The following is a 14908-nucleotide window of genomic DNA, read 5'->3' as shown; positions in this document are numbered from 1 at the left end:
CTCAGTCCTCCAGGGTGGCGACGAGTACGGCCTTGATCGTGTGCAGCCGGTTCTCCGCCTGGCCGAGGGCGATCGGCGCAGGGCGACGAGAAGACCTCGTCGTCGCCCTCCGGGCCGTCCAGGCCGTGGGCGGAACGCGGGTCCCGGCCCAGGCAGGTGCCGAGGTCGTGCAGGCAGGCAGGCCGTGCATGGACTTCACGTCGGGACTGCCGGTGCCGGCCGGCGTCATATCGGGATCCTGGACATGGCCGTGCTCCTTGTGCGTGGCGCCGTGGACGAATCGATGCGAAACCGATCGTTCGCGCCACGGAGGGGTGTGAGGAGGGCCTTACGGGTTCAGGGACGTACTGAAGGTCCCCGGCTGCCGGGACCGTTCGGCCCATGTCCGGTCCGGGATGTCCGCCGCACGCTGGCAGTACCAGTCAGTACGCCCTGCCGGGAGGTAGCCATGCTCACCACACCGACGCCCACCATGCTGCGTGCGCTTCCCGCCGAACACCGGGAACGGCTGATGCGCGTCGCCCGGGAGGTCTCGTTCCCTCAGGGGGCCCGGCTCTTCGAGGAAGGCGCTCGCGCCGACCGGTTCTGGATCATCCGTTCCGGCCGGGTCGGACTGGACATGCACGTTCCCGGCCGCCGGGCGGCCGTCGTCGAGGACCTCGGCCACGACGAGCTGATCGGCTGGTCCTGGCTGTTCGCACCCCATGTGTGGCACCTGGGCGCCGAGGCCACCACACCGGTGCGGGCCTACGAGTTCGACGCCGTCGCCGTCCGCTCCATGTGCCAGGACGACCCGGCACTGGGGAACACCGTGAGCCAGTGGGTGGGCCAGGTGCTCGCACACCGTCTGCGTGCCGCCCGTACCAGCCTGCTGGACCTGTACGCACCGTACGGCGCCGACGCCGGCGTCTGAGGACGTGTCCCCGCACCTTCGGTTCTCCTTGGGAGTGACCATGCACGGCACACCGCACATCGTGAGCGACGTCATGACGCAGACCGTCGTCAGCGTCGGACCGCAGGCGCCTTTCAAGGAACTCGTGCGGCTCATGCGGGACTGGCAGGTCAGCGCCCTGCCGGTCGTCGAGGGCGAGGGCCGCGTCGTCGGCGTCGTCTCCGAGGCGGACCTCCTGCTCAAGGAGGAGTTCCGGGACGGCGACCCGGACCTCCCCCCGTCTCGGCCGCGCCGGACGGCCGGCCTGACGAAGGCCGGCGCGGTGACGGCGGAACAGCTGATGACCTCTCCCGCGCTCACCACCCGCCCGGACGCCACCCTCGCCGACGCCGCCCGCACCATGGCACGGTCCAAGGTCAAGCGTCTCCCCGTGGTGGACCAGTTCGGTCTGCTCCAGGGCGTGGTCAGCCGGGCCGACCTGCTCAAGGTCTTCCTGCGCGAGGACGAGGAGATCGCCGAGGAGGTACGGCGCGAGGTGGTCTCCTATCTCTTCCCGCCGCCCTCCTCGGTGCTGCACGTCGAGGTCCACGAGGGGGTGGTGAAGCTCGTCGGCCGGATCCGGGACAACGCTCTCGTGCCTGTCGCGGCGCGGCTGGTGCGGGCGGTCGAAGGAGTGGTGGACGTCGAATTCGAGCTGACGGGCAACCGTCCGGAGGAAGCAAGTGGGGCCGGTCGGCCCTAGTACGACCGGCCCGGGCGGGCGATGATCGACCCGGGCGGTACGCAGTCCGCCCTTCAGTCGGGGAACAAGGGGACCTCAATGACACAGCCGCGCACCTTCTCGGAGCAGGACCCGATCCGCGTGTTCCTGCTGGACGACCACGAGGTCGTCCGGCGCGGCATCACCGACCTCCTGGACGCGGAATCCGACATCGCGGTCGTCGGCGACGCCGGCACCGTCCAGCACGCCCTCGCCCGCGGCCCGGCACTGCGCCCGCACGTCGCCGTCCTGGACGTCCGTCTGCCCGACGGCGACGGCATCACGGTCTGCCGGGAGCTGCGCGACCAGATGCCGGAGCTGGCCTGCCTCATGCTGACCTCGTTCGACGACGAGGACGCCCTCCTCGACGCGATCATGGCCGGGGCCTCCGGCTACGTCCTCAAGCAGATCAAGGGCTCCGACCTGGTCTCCGCGGTTCGCACCGTCGCCTCGGGCCAGTCGATGCTGGACCCCGCGACGACGGCCCGCCTCATGCGCTCCCTGCGCGCCGACCCGGCCGAGACCCCGTCCGTGGCACCCGAGCTGGCGGGCCTCTCGCCCCGCGAGCGGGACATCCTCGCCCTCATCGGCGACGGCCTGACCAACCGCGAGATCGGCAAGAAGCTCTACCTCTCCGAGAAGACCGTCAAGAACCACATCTCCCGCCTCCTCGCCAAGCTGGGCGTCCAGCGCCGCGTCCAGGCCGCCGTGCTCGCCTCCCACCTGGACCAGCCGGGGACCGGGGACCGGCCGGCGAGGTGAGCCGAACGGAGAGCCGGGTGGGCCGAACGGCCCCTGCCGCCGCGCACCGCCGCCCGGGAGGCTGGGCAGCCGCCGCCCCACCCGTCCCATGACGTCGCGGGGCGGCCCGGTCGGGGAGGGAGGCGCCATGCCCGCCACGGCTCCCGGCGCGTTCACCCTGGAGATACCGGTCGCCGCCGCCGTTGCCGCGCCGTCGGTCCACACCACTCAGCCGTGGCGCTTGCGTCCGCAACCTCGGCACGCTCACCCTCCGGATACGGGCCACCACCGACCGCGCGATGCGCCACATCGACCCGACCGGCAGGGCCCTGCACGTCTCGGTCGGCTGCGCCCTCTTCAATCCCAGGGCCGTGGCCGCCCACTTCGGCTGGGAGCCGGTGTCCCGGCTGCCGCCCTGCCCGGTGCAACCGGATCTGCTGGCCACGGTGCGTCTGGCCGGTGCGAGCAGGACATCGGTATCCCCGGCCCCGTACGAAGCGGTGTGGCGGCGCCACAGCAGCCGTTTCCCCTTCTCTGACCGCGCGCTGCCCGCCACCGTGGTCACGGAACTCCGCGACGCCGCGGGTGCCGACGGTGCCGATCTCCACCCCGTGTCGCCCACGGACGTGAGTCCCCTTCCCCGGCTGATCAGTGAGGCCGAACACCGCAACACCGCCGGCACCGGCCGAGCGGCGGAAGACCGCCGCTGGGTGCACGCGGCCGACGGCGCGGCCGACGGCCTCACCCCCGAGGTCCTCGGCCCCCAGGACTTCCGGGAACGGGTCCCGATGCGGGACTTCGGTGCTCATCGGCGTCCGGGCGCGCTGACCGCGGGTCCCGGAGCAGGCTCTCGAACACGTCCTGCCGGCTGTCACCGTGCAGGACGTGCGGGCCTCGCTTGCTCCACCAGGCGCTGGAGTGGCCCGATCTGCGGGACCGGCTGCTCCCGTCGGCGAACGGACGGCGTCGCCCCGCTCCGATGGTGATACGTACCGGGTACGGCCCGGAGGGACCCGCGTCGCCGCGTCTGCCGGTGCCGCCGGTCCGCCCGGGCCGTCCGGACCCGTCCGGTGACCCATGGCCCAGTGACCGCGCCCCTCGCGCGGGAAAACGTGGGAGGTGCGGTTCCCGAAGCACGGGCGCGAGCGACGAGGAGCGTTCTGATGGCGAAGGCATATCTGGTGGGCAGCGGGATCGCGGCGCTCGCCGCGGCGGCGTTCCTGATCCGCGACGGCGGCTTCGAGGGTCCGGACATCCACCTCTTCGAGGAGCAGATGGGCATCGGGGGCAGCCTGGACGCGGGCGGCACCGCCGAGGCCGGCTACACCATGCGCGGCGGGCGGATGTTCGAGGCCGAGTTCCGCTGCACGTACGACCTGTTGTCCGGCATTCCCACGCTGGACGATGCCTCGGTGTCGGTGACGCAGGAGATCATGGCCGGGCACGAGGCGTTCGCCTGGGACGACATCGCCCGGCTGGTCGACGGTGACGGGAAGATCGTCGACACCCGATCGATGGGGTTCTCCGAGCGCGACCGGCTGGACCTGGTCCGGTGTCTGGCCGCTCCAGAGGGTCACCTGGACGACAGGCGGATCAACGACTGCTTCGGCGAGCACTTCTTCACCACGAACTTCTGGTTCATGTGGTGCACCACGTTCGCCTTCCAGCCCTGGCACAGCGTGATCGAGTTCCGCCGGTACCTGCGCCGCTTCATCCACCTGTTCCCGCAGTTCGGCTCCATGTCCGGCATCCACCGGACCCGGTACAACCAGTACGACTCGATCGTGTGCCCCCTGGCGGCCTGGCTGCGCGGGCGCGGCGTGACCATCCACCCCGGATGCACGGTCACCGACCTCGACTTCGCCCCCGGGGAGGACGGCAGGACGGTGCGGGCCGTCCGCCTGTCCCGGGCCGACCACGAGGAGCGGATCGCCGTGGCCCCCGAGGACCTGGTCCTGGTGACCAACGGCTCCATGACCGACGCCTCCAGCCGCGGCACGCACACCTCTCCACCGCCGCCGCCTCCCCAGCGCTCGGACGCCTGGCTGCTCTGGCACCGGCTGGCCCGGGGCCACCGTGACTTCGGCAACCCCGACGCCTTCGACAGGCACGTGAAGGAGTCCCGCTGGGAGTCCTTCACCGTCACCGCCAGGGACCCCGCCTTTCTCGACGCCCTGGCCGAGTTCAGCGGCCGGGCCACCGGCAGGGGCGGGCTGATGACGTTCACCGGCTCCAACTGGCTGCTCACCATCGTCGCCAACCGCCAGCCCGTCTACCGCGACCAGCCGGACGGCGTCTGGGTCTGGTGGGGCTACGGCCTCTTCCCCGGCCGCGCCGGCAACCACACGCCCAAGCCCATGACCATGTGCTCGGGCCGGGAGATCCTCGAAGAGGTCCTGCACCACCTGCACTTCGGCGAACGCACCAGCGCCCGTGTCCTCGAGACGTCCACGGTCATCCCGTGCGTGATGCCCTACATCACCAGCCAGTTCCTGAACCGCCGCCGTGACGACCGCCCCGCCGTCGTGCCCGAGGGCTCGGTCAACCTCGCCTTCATCGGACAGTTCGCCGAGGTGCCGGACGACGTCGTCTTCACGGTCGAGTACTCCGTACGCACGGCGTGGACCGCGGTGTCCCGGCTGCTCCACCTCGACCGGCAGCCGCCTGCCGTCTACAAGGGCCACCACGATCCCCGCGTCCTGGCGGCCGCACTGGAGACCATGCACCACCGCTGAAGCACGCCCCCGGGCGGGTCACACGGGCCGACCGGGACCTTGGGAGCCGGGCCGACCGCTGGACGGCGCATCGTGGACTCTGTGCGCCGCCGCTCACCGTGACAGAGGCCTCGCAGCGGGCCGTGGGCGCTGCTCACGCACTATGCCGCCGCCTTCGGGCCCGCCGCCGGCCGGGCCCTGCTCGAACGGCGGCGACGGTCATGATGGGGGCCGACCGGCCCATCGCAGGGGACCGCCAGCACCTGGCCAGCCGGCTCCGGCGGGCGTTCGCTGGAGGAGCATCCAGCCGAAGCCCGACGGAGGAGACCGAGATCATGGTCCGTTACGTGTACGACTTCGCAGAAGGCGGCCGCGACCAGGCCGGACTGCTCGGCGGCAAAGGGGCGAACCTGGCCGAGATGACCACGCTGGGGCTGCCGGTGCCGCCCGGTTTCACCGTGACCACCGAGGCCTGCCGGACGTTTCTGAGCACCGGGAACGAGCCGTGCGGGCTGGCCGAGGAGATCTCCGAGCACCTGGCGGCTGTGGAGAACACGGCCGGCCGGAGGCTGGGGCAGGCCGACGACCCGCTGCTGCTGTCCGTCCGCTCCGGGGCACGCTTCTCCATGCCCGGCATGATGGAGACGATCCTGGACATCGGCCTCGGCGACGACTCCGTGCTCGGTCTGGCGAAGGTGTCGGGGAATGAGCGCTTCGCCTGGGATTCCTACCGCCGCCTGGTGCAGATGTTCGGCAGCACGGTGATGGGCGTCGACAGCGACGTGTTCGAGAGCGCACTGTCCGACCTCAAACGTTCCCGGGGCGCGGCCGACGATCTGGGCCTGGACGCCGCCGACCTGGCCGAACTCGTCGAGACGTACAAGACCCTGATCCGCAGGGAGACCGGCGAGGACTTCCCGCAGTCCCCGGACGAGCAACTGCGGCGGGCGGTGCTCGCCGTCTTCGAGTCCTGGAACGGCGAGCGGGCCCGGGTCTACCGGCGCCGCGAACGCATCCCGGACGACCTCGGCACGGCGGTGAACGTGCAGACCATGGTCTTCGGCAATCTCGGCGCCGACTCGGGCAGCGGTGTCGCCTTCACACGCGATCCCGCCACCGGGCGCCCCGGACTGTACGGCGACTACCTGCCGAACGCCCAGGGCGAGGACGTCGTGGCCGGCATCCGCAACACCGTCTCCCTGGCGGACCTGGAGAAGCTCGATCCCGTCTCGTACGCGCAGCTGCGCGGTCACATGGAGACCCTGGAGACGCACTACCGGGATCTGTGCGACATCGAGTTCACCATCGAGCGCGGCCGGCTGTGGATGCTTCAGACCCGGGTCGGCAAGCGAACGGCCGAGGCCTCGTTCGCCATCGCCTCCGAGCTGGTGGACGAGGGACTGATCAGCCCGGCCGAGGCGCTGGGACGCGTCGCCGGGGAAGGCCTGGCCCGGCTGATGTTCCCCCGTTTCGACACCTCCGCCGTCGGCGAGGCGCTCGCGCACGGCCTTCCGGCCTCACCGGGCGCGGCCGTGGGTCAGGCCGTCTTCGACTCCGCCGAGGCCGTCCGCCGCGCCGCGGCCGGCGACCAGGTGGTACTCGTCCGCCAGGAAACCGCCCCCGACGACCTGCCGGGCATGATCGCCGCCCAGGCGGTGCTCACCAGCCGCGGCGGCAAGACGAGCCATGCGGCCGTGGTCGCCCGTGGCATGGGCACGGTGTGCGTCTGCGGCGCCGAGGAGATCACCGTGGACACCGCGTCGCGTCGCTTCACGGTGGGTGACGTGACCGTCGAGGAGGGCACGGTCATCTCCGTCGACGGCTCCGAGGGGGCCGTGTATCTGGGCCCGGCTCCGCTGGTGGACTCCGCCGTGATGCGGTACTTCGAGTCGGGCGAGCGGTCGGCCGGGCTGGTCGACTCCGTGGCCCGTGCCATGGAACAGGCCGATCGCGTCGCCCGGCTGGAGGTGCGGGCGAACGCCGACACCCCGGAGGACGCGGCCCGCGCCCGGCGGTTCGGCGCACGGGGCATCGGGCTGTGCCGTACCGAGCACATGTTCCTCGGCGACCGGCGCAAGCTGGTCGAGGCGATGATCCTGGCCCGCGACGAGAACGAGCGCAAGGACGCGCTCGGCGCGTTGCTGCCGCTCCAGCGCCAGGACTTCATCGGCATCCTGGAGGCGATGGACGGCCTGCCGGTCACCATACGGCTCATCGATCCGCCCCTGCACGAGTTCCTGCCCGACCGCACCGACCTCGCCGTACGGATCGCCGCCGCCGAGGCCCGGGGCGAACAGCCGGACCCGCACGAAGTCGAGTTGCTGGCCGCGGTCAGCCGGATGCACGAGGAGAACCCGATGCTCGGCCTGCGCGGCGTGCGCCTGGGCCTGGTGGTGCCCGGTCTGGTCGCCATGCAGGTGCGGGCGATCGCCGAGGCCGTCGTGGCGCGCACGCGTGCCGGGGGCGCCCCGGAGGCGGAGATCATGGTGCCGTTGGTGGGCGCCGTCGAGGAACTGCGCATCGAGCGGGCCGAGGTGGAGCGGGTGCTTGCCGAGGTGTCCGAGGAGACCGGCGTGCCCGTGCACTGCCCGATCGGCACCATGATCGAGCTGCCCCGTGCCGCGCTCACCGCGGGCCCGATCGCCGGGGAGGCGGAGTTCTTCTCCTTCGGCACGAACGACCTGACCCAGACCACCTGGGGTTTCTCCCGCGACGACGTCGAGGCGGCGTTCTTCTCCGCCTACCTGGACAAGGGCATCTTCGCCACCTCTCCCTTCGAGACCCTCGACCGCGACGGGGTGGGCCGGCTGGTCCGGATCGCCGTCGACGAGGGCCGCGCCGCCCGCCCCGACCTGAAGATCGGCGTCTGCGGCGAGCACGGCGGCGACCCCGGCTCCGTCCACTTCTTCCACCAGGCCGGACTGGACTACGTCTCCTGCTCGCCCTTCCGCGTCCCGGTCGCCCTGCTGGAGGCCGGACGGGCCGCGCTGTCCGGGACGGCGGCGAGCGACAGCAGGTGAGCGCCGGGCCGGGGCTCGCGTCCCCGAGCCCCGGCAGAAAGGAGGTGGGTGCCATGCCCCGCATCGTCGGTGAGGTCATGACCTCCGATGTCGTCGAAGCGCACCCGGAGACGTCGTTCAAGGACGTCGTCCGGCTGCTGGACCGGCACCGGATCAGCGGCCTGCCCGTCGTGGACCACGACGACAAGGTCGTGGGCGTCGTCTCGCAGACGGACCTGATCCGTCACCAGGTGACCCGGTCCCCGGACGACCGGACCCGGCGGGCACGGAGACAGCCCTCCACCCGCCTCAGGCACCCTCGCTCCGGTGCCGTCGCCCACGCCCTCACGGCACGGGAACTGATGTCGACGCCCGCGATCACCGTCCATCCGGAACAACGCATAGCGGATGCCGCACGGGTGATGGAGCGGCACGGCGTCGAGCGTCTTCCCGTCGTGGACGAGGAGGACCGGCTGATCGGCATCGCCACGCGGCGGGACCTGCTGCGGGTCTTCCTGCGTACGGACGACGAGATCGGCCAGGAGGTCCGCGACGACGTACTGGACCGCGCGCTCGGTCTCCCGGCAGGCAGCGTGACCGTCTCGGTCAGGGAGGGCATGGTCACGCTGACGGGAGCCGTACCGCACCACGGCGACGTTCCGAACGCGATCCGGTTGACGTACCGGGTGGACGGAGTGGTCGGTGTCGTCAACGGCCTGGCCCTCCGCGCCGACGACGCGGCTTCCTCCGGAGTGCGCCACGACTAGGCCGGACGTCGGGAGACCTGGCTCCGGGGCCCTGGGCCGATGAGTCCCCGCCGGAGCCGGACGGGACCGGGGTGCGGTGCCACACGTCTCGGTGACCCGCCCGGTGACCAGCGGGCTCAAGGCCCTCGCCGACCACGAGGGGCTCGGGCAGGAGCTCCTGCGGCGGCCCGAGAACCGTCGTCTGGTCGTGGCCGCATGCCTTTGCCGACCTTCCAGGGGCTGGACGTGCCCGGACGCTCCCGCACGACGCGTGGGGGCTGCAACGAACGACGGAAGTGACGCGCGGGAGCGTGTGAGGAACGATAGAAGCGAGGTACGGGATCGACGTGGCGAGACCGGGCGCCTCGGGTCCATGGCCTTCGTGGCCTTCGTCCGGGGCCACGGTGGACGAGCCGGCAGGACGGGCGGTGACCGACATGCGCGATGCCATCCCATTCAGCGGAAGCCCGGGCGCACCGCCCGATCCGGTGGGACCGGCCACGGCGGTCGTCGACGACCGGGGAGTCGTGACGGAGGCCCTCGGCAGTCCCCCCAGCCGTCGGATCGTCTCGGTAGCGAGGAGCGAGGAGTCCCTTCCGGCCGCCGTCGCGCACGTCCGCGAGGCTCTGGGCCGGGACAGCCGGTCCCTAAAGGCGCAGGGGCGGCTGTATCCGTCGGTCAATCGCAGAGCCGCTCCCAGCGGGTCCTCATCGTGACGCCACCGCAGCGGTCACGACCGGACCTGGCGACGGCCTACGAGGCGTTCACGCAGTGTCAGCTACCGGTGATGGTGTACGACGACGAGCTGCGAGCGGTGCGAGCGAGCGCCGGCGCCGCACGTGAGCTCGGGCTGAGTGAGAAATGGATGCGGGGCCAACGCGTCACCGAGATCCTCCCGCACCACCTCTGCAACCGGGTCGAAGACGGCATGGAACGGGTGCTCATGTCGGGCGAAACCGAGCACTTCCATGTGCGGGGCAGAGCCCGGCCGGACGTATCGGAGAAGGTCTACTCCGTCACCGTGTCCCCGCTCGTCACACCGGCGGGCCAGATACGACACGTGGAGGTCTCCGCGCTCGACGTCAGCGAACAGTACCTGGCCAGAGAACGGCTCGCACTGCTGAACGAGGTCAGCACACAGGTGGGGAGCACCCTGGACGTGATGCGCACGGCCCAGGAAATGGCCGACTTCGCGGTGGGCCGGCTCGCGGACTTCGTCACCATCGACCTGCTCGACTCCCTGTTCCGCGGCGTCGAACCGAAGCCTTCCGCAACGGGTGCGGTCCCGCTGCGCCGTGCGGCACAGCAGTCGGTCCTGCCCGGTGTGCCCGAGGCGTTGATCAAACCGGGAGACGTGGACGACTACCCCGCCTCCGCACCCCCCGGCCGTTGCCTGGCCACCGGCAGATCCTCACTGCACAGCATCGAGGACGACGCGACCAGAGGCTGGATACGGGCCGATCCCGGGCGGGCGGCCGTGGTCCGCAGGTTCGGCATCCACTCCCTCATGGTCATTCCGCTGCGCGCCCGCGGCATCACCCTCGGCCTGGCGGTCCTCGTCCGGCACCGACGCGGGGACCCCTTCACCCGCGACGACCTGCTGCTCGCCGAGGAGATCGCCGCGCGCGCCGCCGTGGCCGTGGACAACGCCCGCCGCTACACGCTCGAACGCGGCACCGCGCTCGCCCTCCAGCGCAGCCTCCTGCCCCGGCGCATCTCGGCCCAGGACGCGGTAGAGGTGGCCCACCGCTACCTCCCGGCCCGTACCCGGGCCGGGTTGGGCGGCGACTGGTTCGACGTGATCCCGCTCTCCGGCGCGAGGGTCGCGCTGGTAGCGGGCGACGTGGTGGGCCACGGACTACGCGCGTCGGCCACCATGGGACGGCTGCGGACCGCTGTGCGCACGCTGGCCGACGTCGAGCTTCCCGCCGACGAACTGCTCACCCATCTCGACGACCTGGTCATCCTCCTGGCCTCGGAGGAGGAGGGCAGCGCGGACCACGAGTCCGACCTCCCCATCGCCGCCGACGTCATCGCCACCTGCCTGTACGTGGTCTACGACCCGGTATCCCGTCGGTGCACGGCTGCCAGCGCGGGCCACCCGCCCCCCGCCGTCGCCAGGCCGGACGGCCCGGCGGAGTTCGTCGACGTGCCGCCCGGCCCACCGCTAGGTGTGGGAGGGCTGCCCTTCGAGGCGGTGGAGTGGGAGCTGCCACCGGGCAGCCTCCTGACGCTGTACACAGACGGACTGCTCCAGGGCCCCGAGCACGACTTGGCCAAGGGGCAGGCTCGGCTGCTCCGATGTCTTGAGCAGCCCGTCCCCCAGCTTCTGGAACCCCTCTGCGACGAGGTGGTAGGGCGTCTGCTGCCCGCACAGCCCGAGGACGACGTCGCGCTGCTCGTCGCCCGTACCCGGGTGCTCGACGCTGACCGGGTCGCCACCTGGGACCTGCCTCCCGACCCGGCCCTCGTCGCCGACGCCCGCGCCCGGGTGCTGGACCGGCTGGAGGCCTGGCACCTGTCGGACGCAGCCTTCGCGGCCGAGCTGGTGGTCAGCGAACTGGTCACGAACGCCATCCGCTACGGACAGCCGCCCATCCAGCTCCGGCTGATCCGGGGGACCACACTGCTCTGCGAGGTCTCCGACGCCAGCGGCACCGCCCCGCACCTGCGGCGTGCCCGCACCTACGACGAGGGCGGTCGCGGCCTGCTGCTCATCGCCCAGCTCGCTCGCCGCTGGGGCACCCGCCACCAGCCCCCCGGAAAGACCATCTGGGCCGAGATCGAGCTGACGGAGCCAGACACCTGACCACCGACGTGCCGCCACCGACCGACTCTGACGAAAGCTGTTGATCACGGGACCGCAGGCTTGTCTGCTCGCTGGTGCGGTCGGGGGAAACGTCAGCCGCAGCCCGATCGTGTCGGATGAACTGTGGGCGCTGATCCAACCGTTGCCGCCCGTGCCGGCGCCGAAGCTGGTCGAGGACAGACCTCCGGCATCGTGTTCGTGCCGCGCACCGGCATCCCCACCTCATCACCCACCTCCTGCCTCTGTCCGACAAGATCCCGCCTGTCGACGGACGAGTCGACAGGCCGCGTCGGCGCTCCGGTGCACTGCCGGCCGATCCCGGCGGCGACCACGACACGTACCGTCGCTTGCTCTGGGTCCGCGGGATCCGACCGGTCATCGCGAAGCGGGGCGAGCCCCACGGCACCGGCCCGGGCCTCTTCCGCCACGTCGTCGAGCGCACGTGCCGCGCCTCGCGACAGCGCGGGCGGACGCCCCCCTGGGCACCCGGCCGGACAACCCCGGCCGGCTCCCACGATAGGGCCGGTCGGCCCTACGTCCATGCCCGCGGTACGAGGAGGATGACCAGATGTCCCGGGACAACGACTTTCGCGCACTCGACCGCCTGGAGTGTCTACGCCTGCTCGCCAAGGTGCCGGTCGGTCGCGTGGTCTACACCCGGCACGCGCTGCCTGCAGTACTTCCCGTAAACTTCTCGCTGGACGCCGATTCCTCGGTGCTCTTGTGCACCGCCCCGAATTCGGAACTGGTCCGTGCCGTCGAAGGCGTCGTGGTCGCCTTCGAGGCGGATGAATTCGATGCAGAGAACCGGTCCGGCTGGAGTGTGGTCGTCACCGGACGGGCCACCGTGGTGAGCAGCTCCGCGGAACGCGCGCGGCTGGCACAGACAGGCCCCCGCTCATGGATGCCGACACCGGAGCCGGTGTTCGTCCGGATCGATTGCGAGATGATCACTGGGCGCGAACTAGGGCATCGACAGCGTCCTGAGGTCCCACCGGAGCAGCCGCAGGACGGCTGACACAGGCCAGGCCGTCCGAGGCCGGAGTCGTCAGCCGGACGTCACCACCTCCGCGCCCCGCCGGTCCAGCCGAGTTGTCGGCAACCACGCGCCAGTTCTGCGAGAGGTCTCGTCGGTCAGACTCGTGCGCATGTGCTCGGGCGGTGGCCGAGAGCAGGACGCGGCGGTGCCTGGCCGACGGGCGAACGGTCTTCCCGCCGATGGTGACGTGACGCTCGGACCACAGTGCCGACGGCCGGGAACGGGCGGACCGCCGGACGTCAGGCGTCGGTGTCCGACCCGCGGGGTCGGGCCGTCCAAGAGACACCGCGCCCGGTTCAGATCCGAACCCACCACCGACGAACTCCCCGACACCGTCGCCCACGCCCGTTGGGTACGGAGCCGCCACGCTTACCGTCGTTCGTCCACCGCTGGCGTCGGCTCGTCGTCGGTCCCCACGGACGGGCGGCGCCCGGGAAGTCCAGCATGGACGAACAGTCCTTCGACGAGGCGGTAGTTGGAGCTCGGGGAGAGACAACGACACTGTGCCGGGATGAGGCGGTGTCACGGTGGGCACTGAGGCGAGCCGAGCCCGGCCCTGACGGGCAGGCCGGCGGTCGCCGTCGTCGCGGTGGTCGCCGGTTTCGCCACGGCGGTCGCAGGAGGGTCTCAGCAGATCTCCACCACGAACAGGCCGTGGTCGTCGCGCGGGGCCGCGGCGTCACTATCCGGCCTGGGCGGGATAGTCACCGGCGGCCAGGTCCGCCATCAGGCTCGGGTGGGTGGGCTCCCAGCCGAACCGCTTCTGGGTCAGCGCACTCGAGGATGGCATGTCGAGGGCGAACAGCCGGCCTATGAGGCCGAAGTCGTCCGGTGACGTCGACTCGACCGGCACCGCGAGCACGTCGCCTACCGCCTCGGCCAGGGACCGCATGGTGTCGCCCTCGTCGGCAACCGCGTGCAGGACCGTGCCGGGTGCAGCGTCCTCGAGGGCGATGCGGAACAGCCGGGCGGCATCGAGGCGGTTGACCGCCGGCCAGCGTTGAGCGCCATCGCCCACGTACATGGACACGCCTGTTCTCCGCGCGGCGGCAATGAGTACCGAACAGAAGCCGTAGTGCGTCGCACGTTGATGCACGGAGCGCGGCAGCCGTACGACGGAGGAGCGGACGCCCTGGTCGGCCAGGTTCAGCACTGTCTGTGAGTTGAGACCGCGGCCACCGACGGGGCCGTCGGTGGTGTCGGGATCATCCTCGGTGGAGACGTGGCCCGGTTCCATCGGTGTGAGGCCGGCGTGCACGAAGGGTTTCCCGCTGCCTGCGAGTGCGTCGGCGAGGGTCTGGATGGCTTCGGTCTCGGCTTCGATGCACGGCTGCAAGTTGCTCCAGTCGTTTCCAAAGGCCAGGTTGATGACGCCATCTGCCTGGGCGGCGCCCGCCCGGAGGCTGTCCAGGTCGGTGAGGTCGCCGCGGAGGGGCGTCGCGCCAGCGGTGGAGACGGCCGTAGCCGCAGCGTCGGAACGAACGAGGCCCAGGACTTCGTGGCCGGCAGCGATGAGTTCGGGAACTACAACTGAGCCAATGCTGCCGCTGGCTCCTGTGACGAACACACGCATGGGAGGCTCCGGATTATTGATGCGACGCTGTGTCGCGGAAAAGGAAGTGACGGCCGAATCGCGGGCCGACGGTGCTCGCCTCCGAATTCCCCCGACGAGGCGACTGCCTTTCCCCGGTCCGACTCGGCATCCCGGCAACGCATACCTATCGATATGCGGTATTGCCTGCTGTCAGATACCGCTCCGATGAGCGTAGGCCGTCTGCCGGCATACGGTTCAATAACTTCGGGAACTCGGAGATGGTCCAGGGAAGAAGCTTACCCTCGGAACGAGGTGTGGCGGTAGCTCTGACCACACGGGTGAGGACAGAACGCCACAGCCGATTTCCGCGTGCATTTACGGAAGCGATAATCCGTTCCGCCAGAAATCGAACCATGCAGATAGGGCCAGGGATGATGGACGACGTCAAGGCATCTTTCGAGGATCTGGCGATCCTTGAGCAGCCGAACGACGACTGCATCCGGTCCGATCAGCGCAACCAACTGGCGGGACGGGTTCGCCGACGTCCTCCAGCGTGTCGTTGTCGAGGTCCACGAACTCGTGCGAAGCCGAACGCGCTTGGGCCGTGGGCGCCGCGTCCGGTGCCGCCGACGTACTGCGCGAGGGTGCCGTCGCGGGTCCAGTCCGTGAGGCCG

11 protein-coding genes are annotated in these 14908 nt (G+C 71.0%); 9 read left to right on the top strand and 2 right to left on the bottom strand.

Going from position 1 to position 14908, the window contains the following annotated elements; all coding sequences use genetic code 11:
* Position 1: 1 nt before the first annotated feature.
* Positions 2-229, bottom strand: a complete 228-nt coding sequence (locus ACZ4O3_RS34425) for a Rossmann-fold NAD(P)-binding domain-containing protein (protein ID WP_362729659.1) — start codon at positions 227-229, stop codon at positions 2-4.
* A gap of 219 nt (positions 230-448) precedes the next feature.
* Between ACZ4O3_RS34425 and ACZ4O3_RS34420 the strand changes: the two genes are divergently transcribed.
* The 9 genes from ACZ4O3_RS34420 (at position 449) to ACZ4O3_RS34380 (ending at position 12679) form a co-directional block, all read left to right on the top strand.
* Positions 449-913: a cyclic nucleotide-binding domain-containing protein gene (locus ACZ4O3_RS34420; protein WP_362729657.1), complete on the top strand. Its 465-nt coding sequence runs from the start codon at positions 449-451 to the stop codon at positions 911-913.
* A gap of 40 nt (positions 914-953) precedes the next feature.
* A complete protein-coding gene (locus tag ACZ4O3_RS34415) occupies positions 954-1634 on the top strand; it encodes a CBS domain-containing protein (RefSeq protein WP_467726064.1) in 681 nt (226 codons plus the stop codon).
* A 78-nt stretch (positions 1635-1712) separates the two neighbouring features.
* Positions 1713-2414, top strand: coding sequence for a response regulator transcription factor (locus tag ACZ4O3_RS34410; protein WP_362729653.1), 702 nt, complete (start codon positions 1713-1715; stop codon positions 2412-2414).
* A gap of 278 nt (positions 2415-2692) precedes the next feature.
* Positions 2693-3379 (top strand): hypothetical protein, encoded by a 687-nt coding sequence (locus tag ACZ4O3_RS34405; RefSeq protein ID WP_467726062.1) that lies wholly within the window; start codon positions 2693-2695, stop codon positions 3377-3379.
* Positions 3380-3505: 126 nt separating this feature from the next.
* Entirely contained in the window at positions 3506-5128 is a 1623-nt protein-coding gene (locus tag ACZ4O3_RS34400) for an oleate hydratase (protein ID WP_467726060.1), read from the top strand.
* Positions 5129-5442: 314 nt separating this feature from the next.
* The gene (gene ppdK, locus ACZ4O3_RS34395; RefSeq protein ID WP_467726059.1) at positions 5443-8127 is read left to right on the top strand and encodes a pyruvate, phosphate dikinase; all 2685 of its coding nucleotides are present in this window, start codon (positions 5443-5445) and stop codon (positions 8125-8127) included.
* A 53-nt stretch (positions 8128-8180) separates the two neighbouring features.
* Positions 8181-8873, top strand: coding sequence for a CBS domain-containing protein (locus ACZ4O3_RS34390; protein ID WP_467726057.1), 693 nt, complete (start codon positions 8181-8183; stop codon positions 8871-8873).
* Between the two features lie 352 nt (positions 8874-9225).
* Positions 9226-11661, top strand: a complete 2436-nt coding sequence (locus tag ACZ4O3_RS34385) for an ATP-binding SpoIIE family protein phosphatase (RefSeq protein WP_467726055.1) — start codon at positions 9226-9228, stop codon at positions 11659-11661.
* Between the two features lie 568 nt (positions 11662-12229).
* Positions 12230-12679, top strand: a complete 450-nt coding sequence (locus ACZ4O3_RS34380) for a pyridoxamine 5'-phosphate oxidase family protein (protein ID WP_362713714.1) — start codon at positions 12230-12232, stop codon at positions 12677-12679.
* A 703-nt stretch (positions 12680-13382) separates the two neighbouring features.
* Here the strand turns inward: ACZ4O3_RS34380 and ACZ4O3_RS34375 are convergent.
* Positions 13383-14273 (bottom strand): SDR family oxidoreductase, encoded by an 891-nt coding sequence (locus ACZ4O3_RS34375; protein WP_467726054.1) that lies wholly within the window; start codon positions 14271-14273, stop codon positions 13383-13385.
* Between the last annotated feature and the right edge of the window lie 635 nt (positions 14274-14908).

It is taken from the genome of Streptomyces sp. NPDC026515 (genome assembly GCF_055567595.1).
The sequence above is the reverse complement of the archived record's forward strand: the minus strand, read 5'-3'. Positions and strand labels throughout refer to the sequence as shown.

Bases quoted from the DNA above. Each gene is read 5' to 3' on its own strand.
- ACZ4O3_RS34425 (WP_362729659.1), bottom strand. From the start codon at position 229: ATGACGCCGGCCGGCACCGGCAGTCCCGACGTGAAGTCCATGCACGGC.
- ACZ4O3_RS34420 (WP_362729657.1), top strand. From the start codon at position 449: ATGCTCACCACACCGACGCCCACCATGCTGCGTGCGCTTCCCGCCGAA.
- ACZ4O3_RS34415 (WP_467726064.1), top strand. From the start codon at position 954: ATGCACGGCACACCGCACATCGTGAGCGACGTCATGACGCAGACCGTC.
- ACZ4O3_RS34410 (WP_362729653.1), top strand. From the start codon at position 1,713: ATGACACAGCCGCGCACCTTCTCGGAGCAGGACCCGATCCGCGTGTTC.
- ACZ4O3_RS34405 (WP_467726062.1), top strand. From the start codon at position 2,693: ATGCGCCACATCGACCCGACCGGCAGGGCCCTGCACGTCTCGGTCGGC.
- ppdK (WP_467726059.1), top strand. From the start codon at position 5,443: ATGGTCCGTTACGTGTACGACTTCGCAGAAGGCGGCCGCGACCAGGCC.
- ACZ4O3_RS34390 (WP_467726057.1), top strand. From the start codon at position 8,181: ATGCCCCGCATCGTCGGTGAGGTCATGACCTCCGATGTCGTCGAAGCG.
- ACZ4O3_RS34385 (WP_467726055.1), top strand. From the start codon at position 9,226: ATGGCCTTCGTGGCCTTCGTCCGGGGCCACGGTGGACGAGCCGGCAGG.
- ACZ4O3_RS34380 (WP_362713714.1), top strand. From the start codon at position 12,230: ATGTCCCGGGACAACGACTTTCGCGCACTCGACCGCCTGGAGTGTCTA.
- ACZ4O3_RS34375 (WP_467726054.1), bottom strand. From the start codon at position 14,273: ATGCGTGTGTTCGTCACAGGAGCCAGCGGCAGCATTGGCTCAGTTGTA.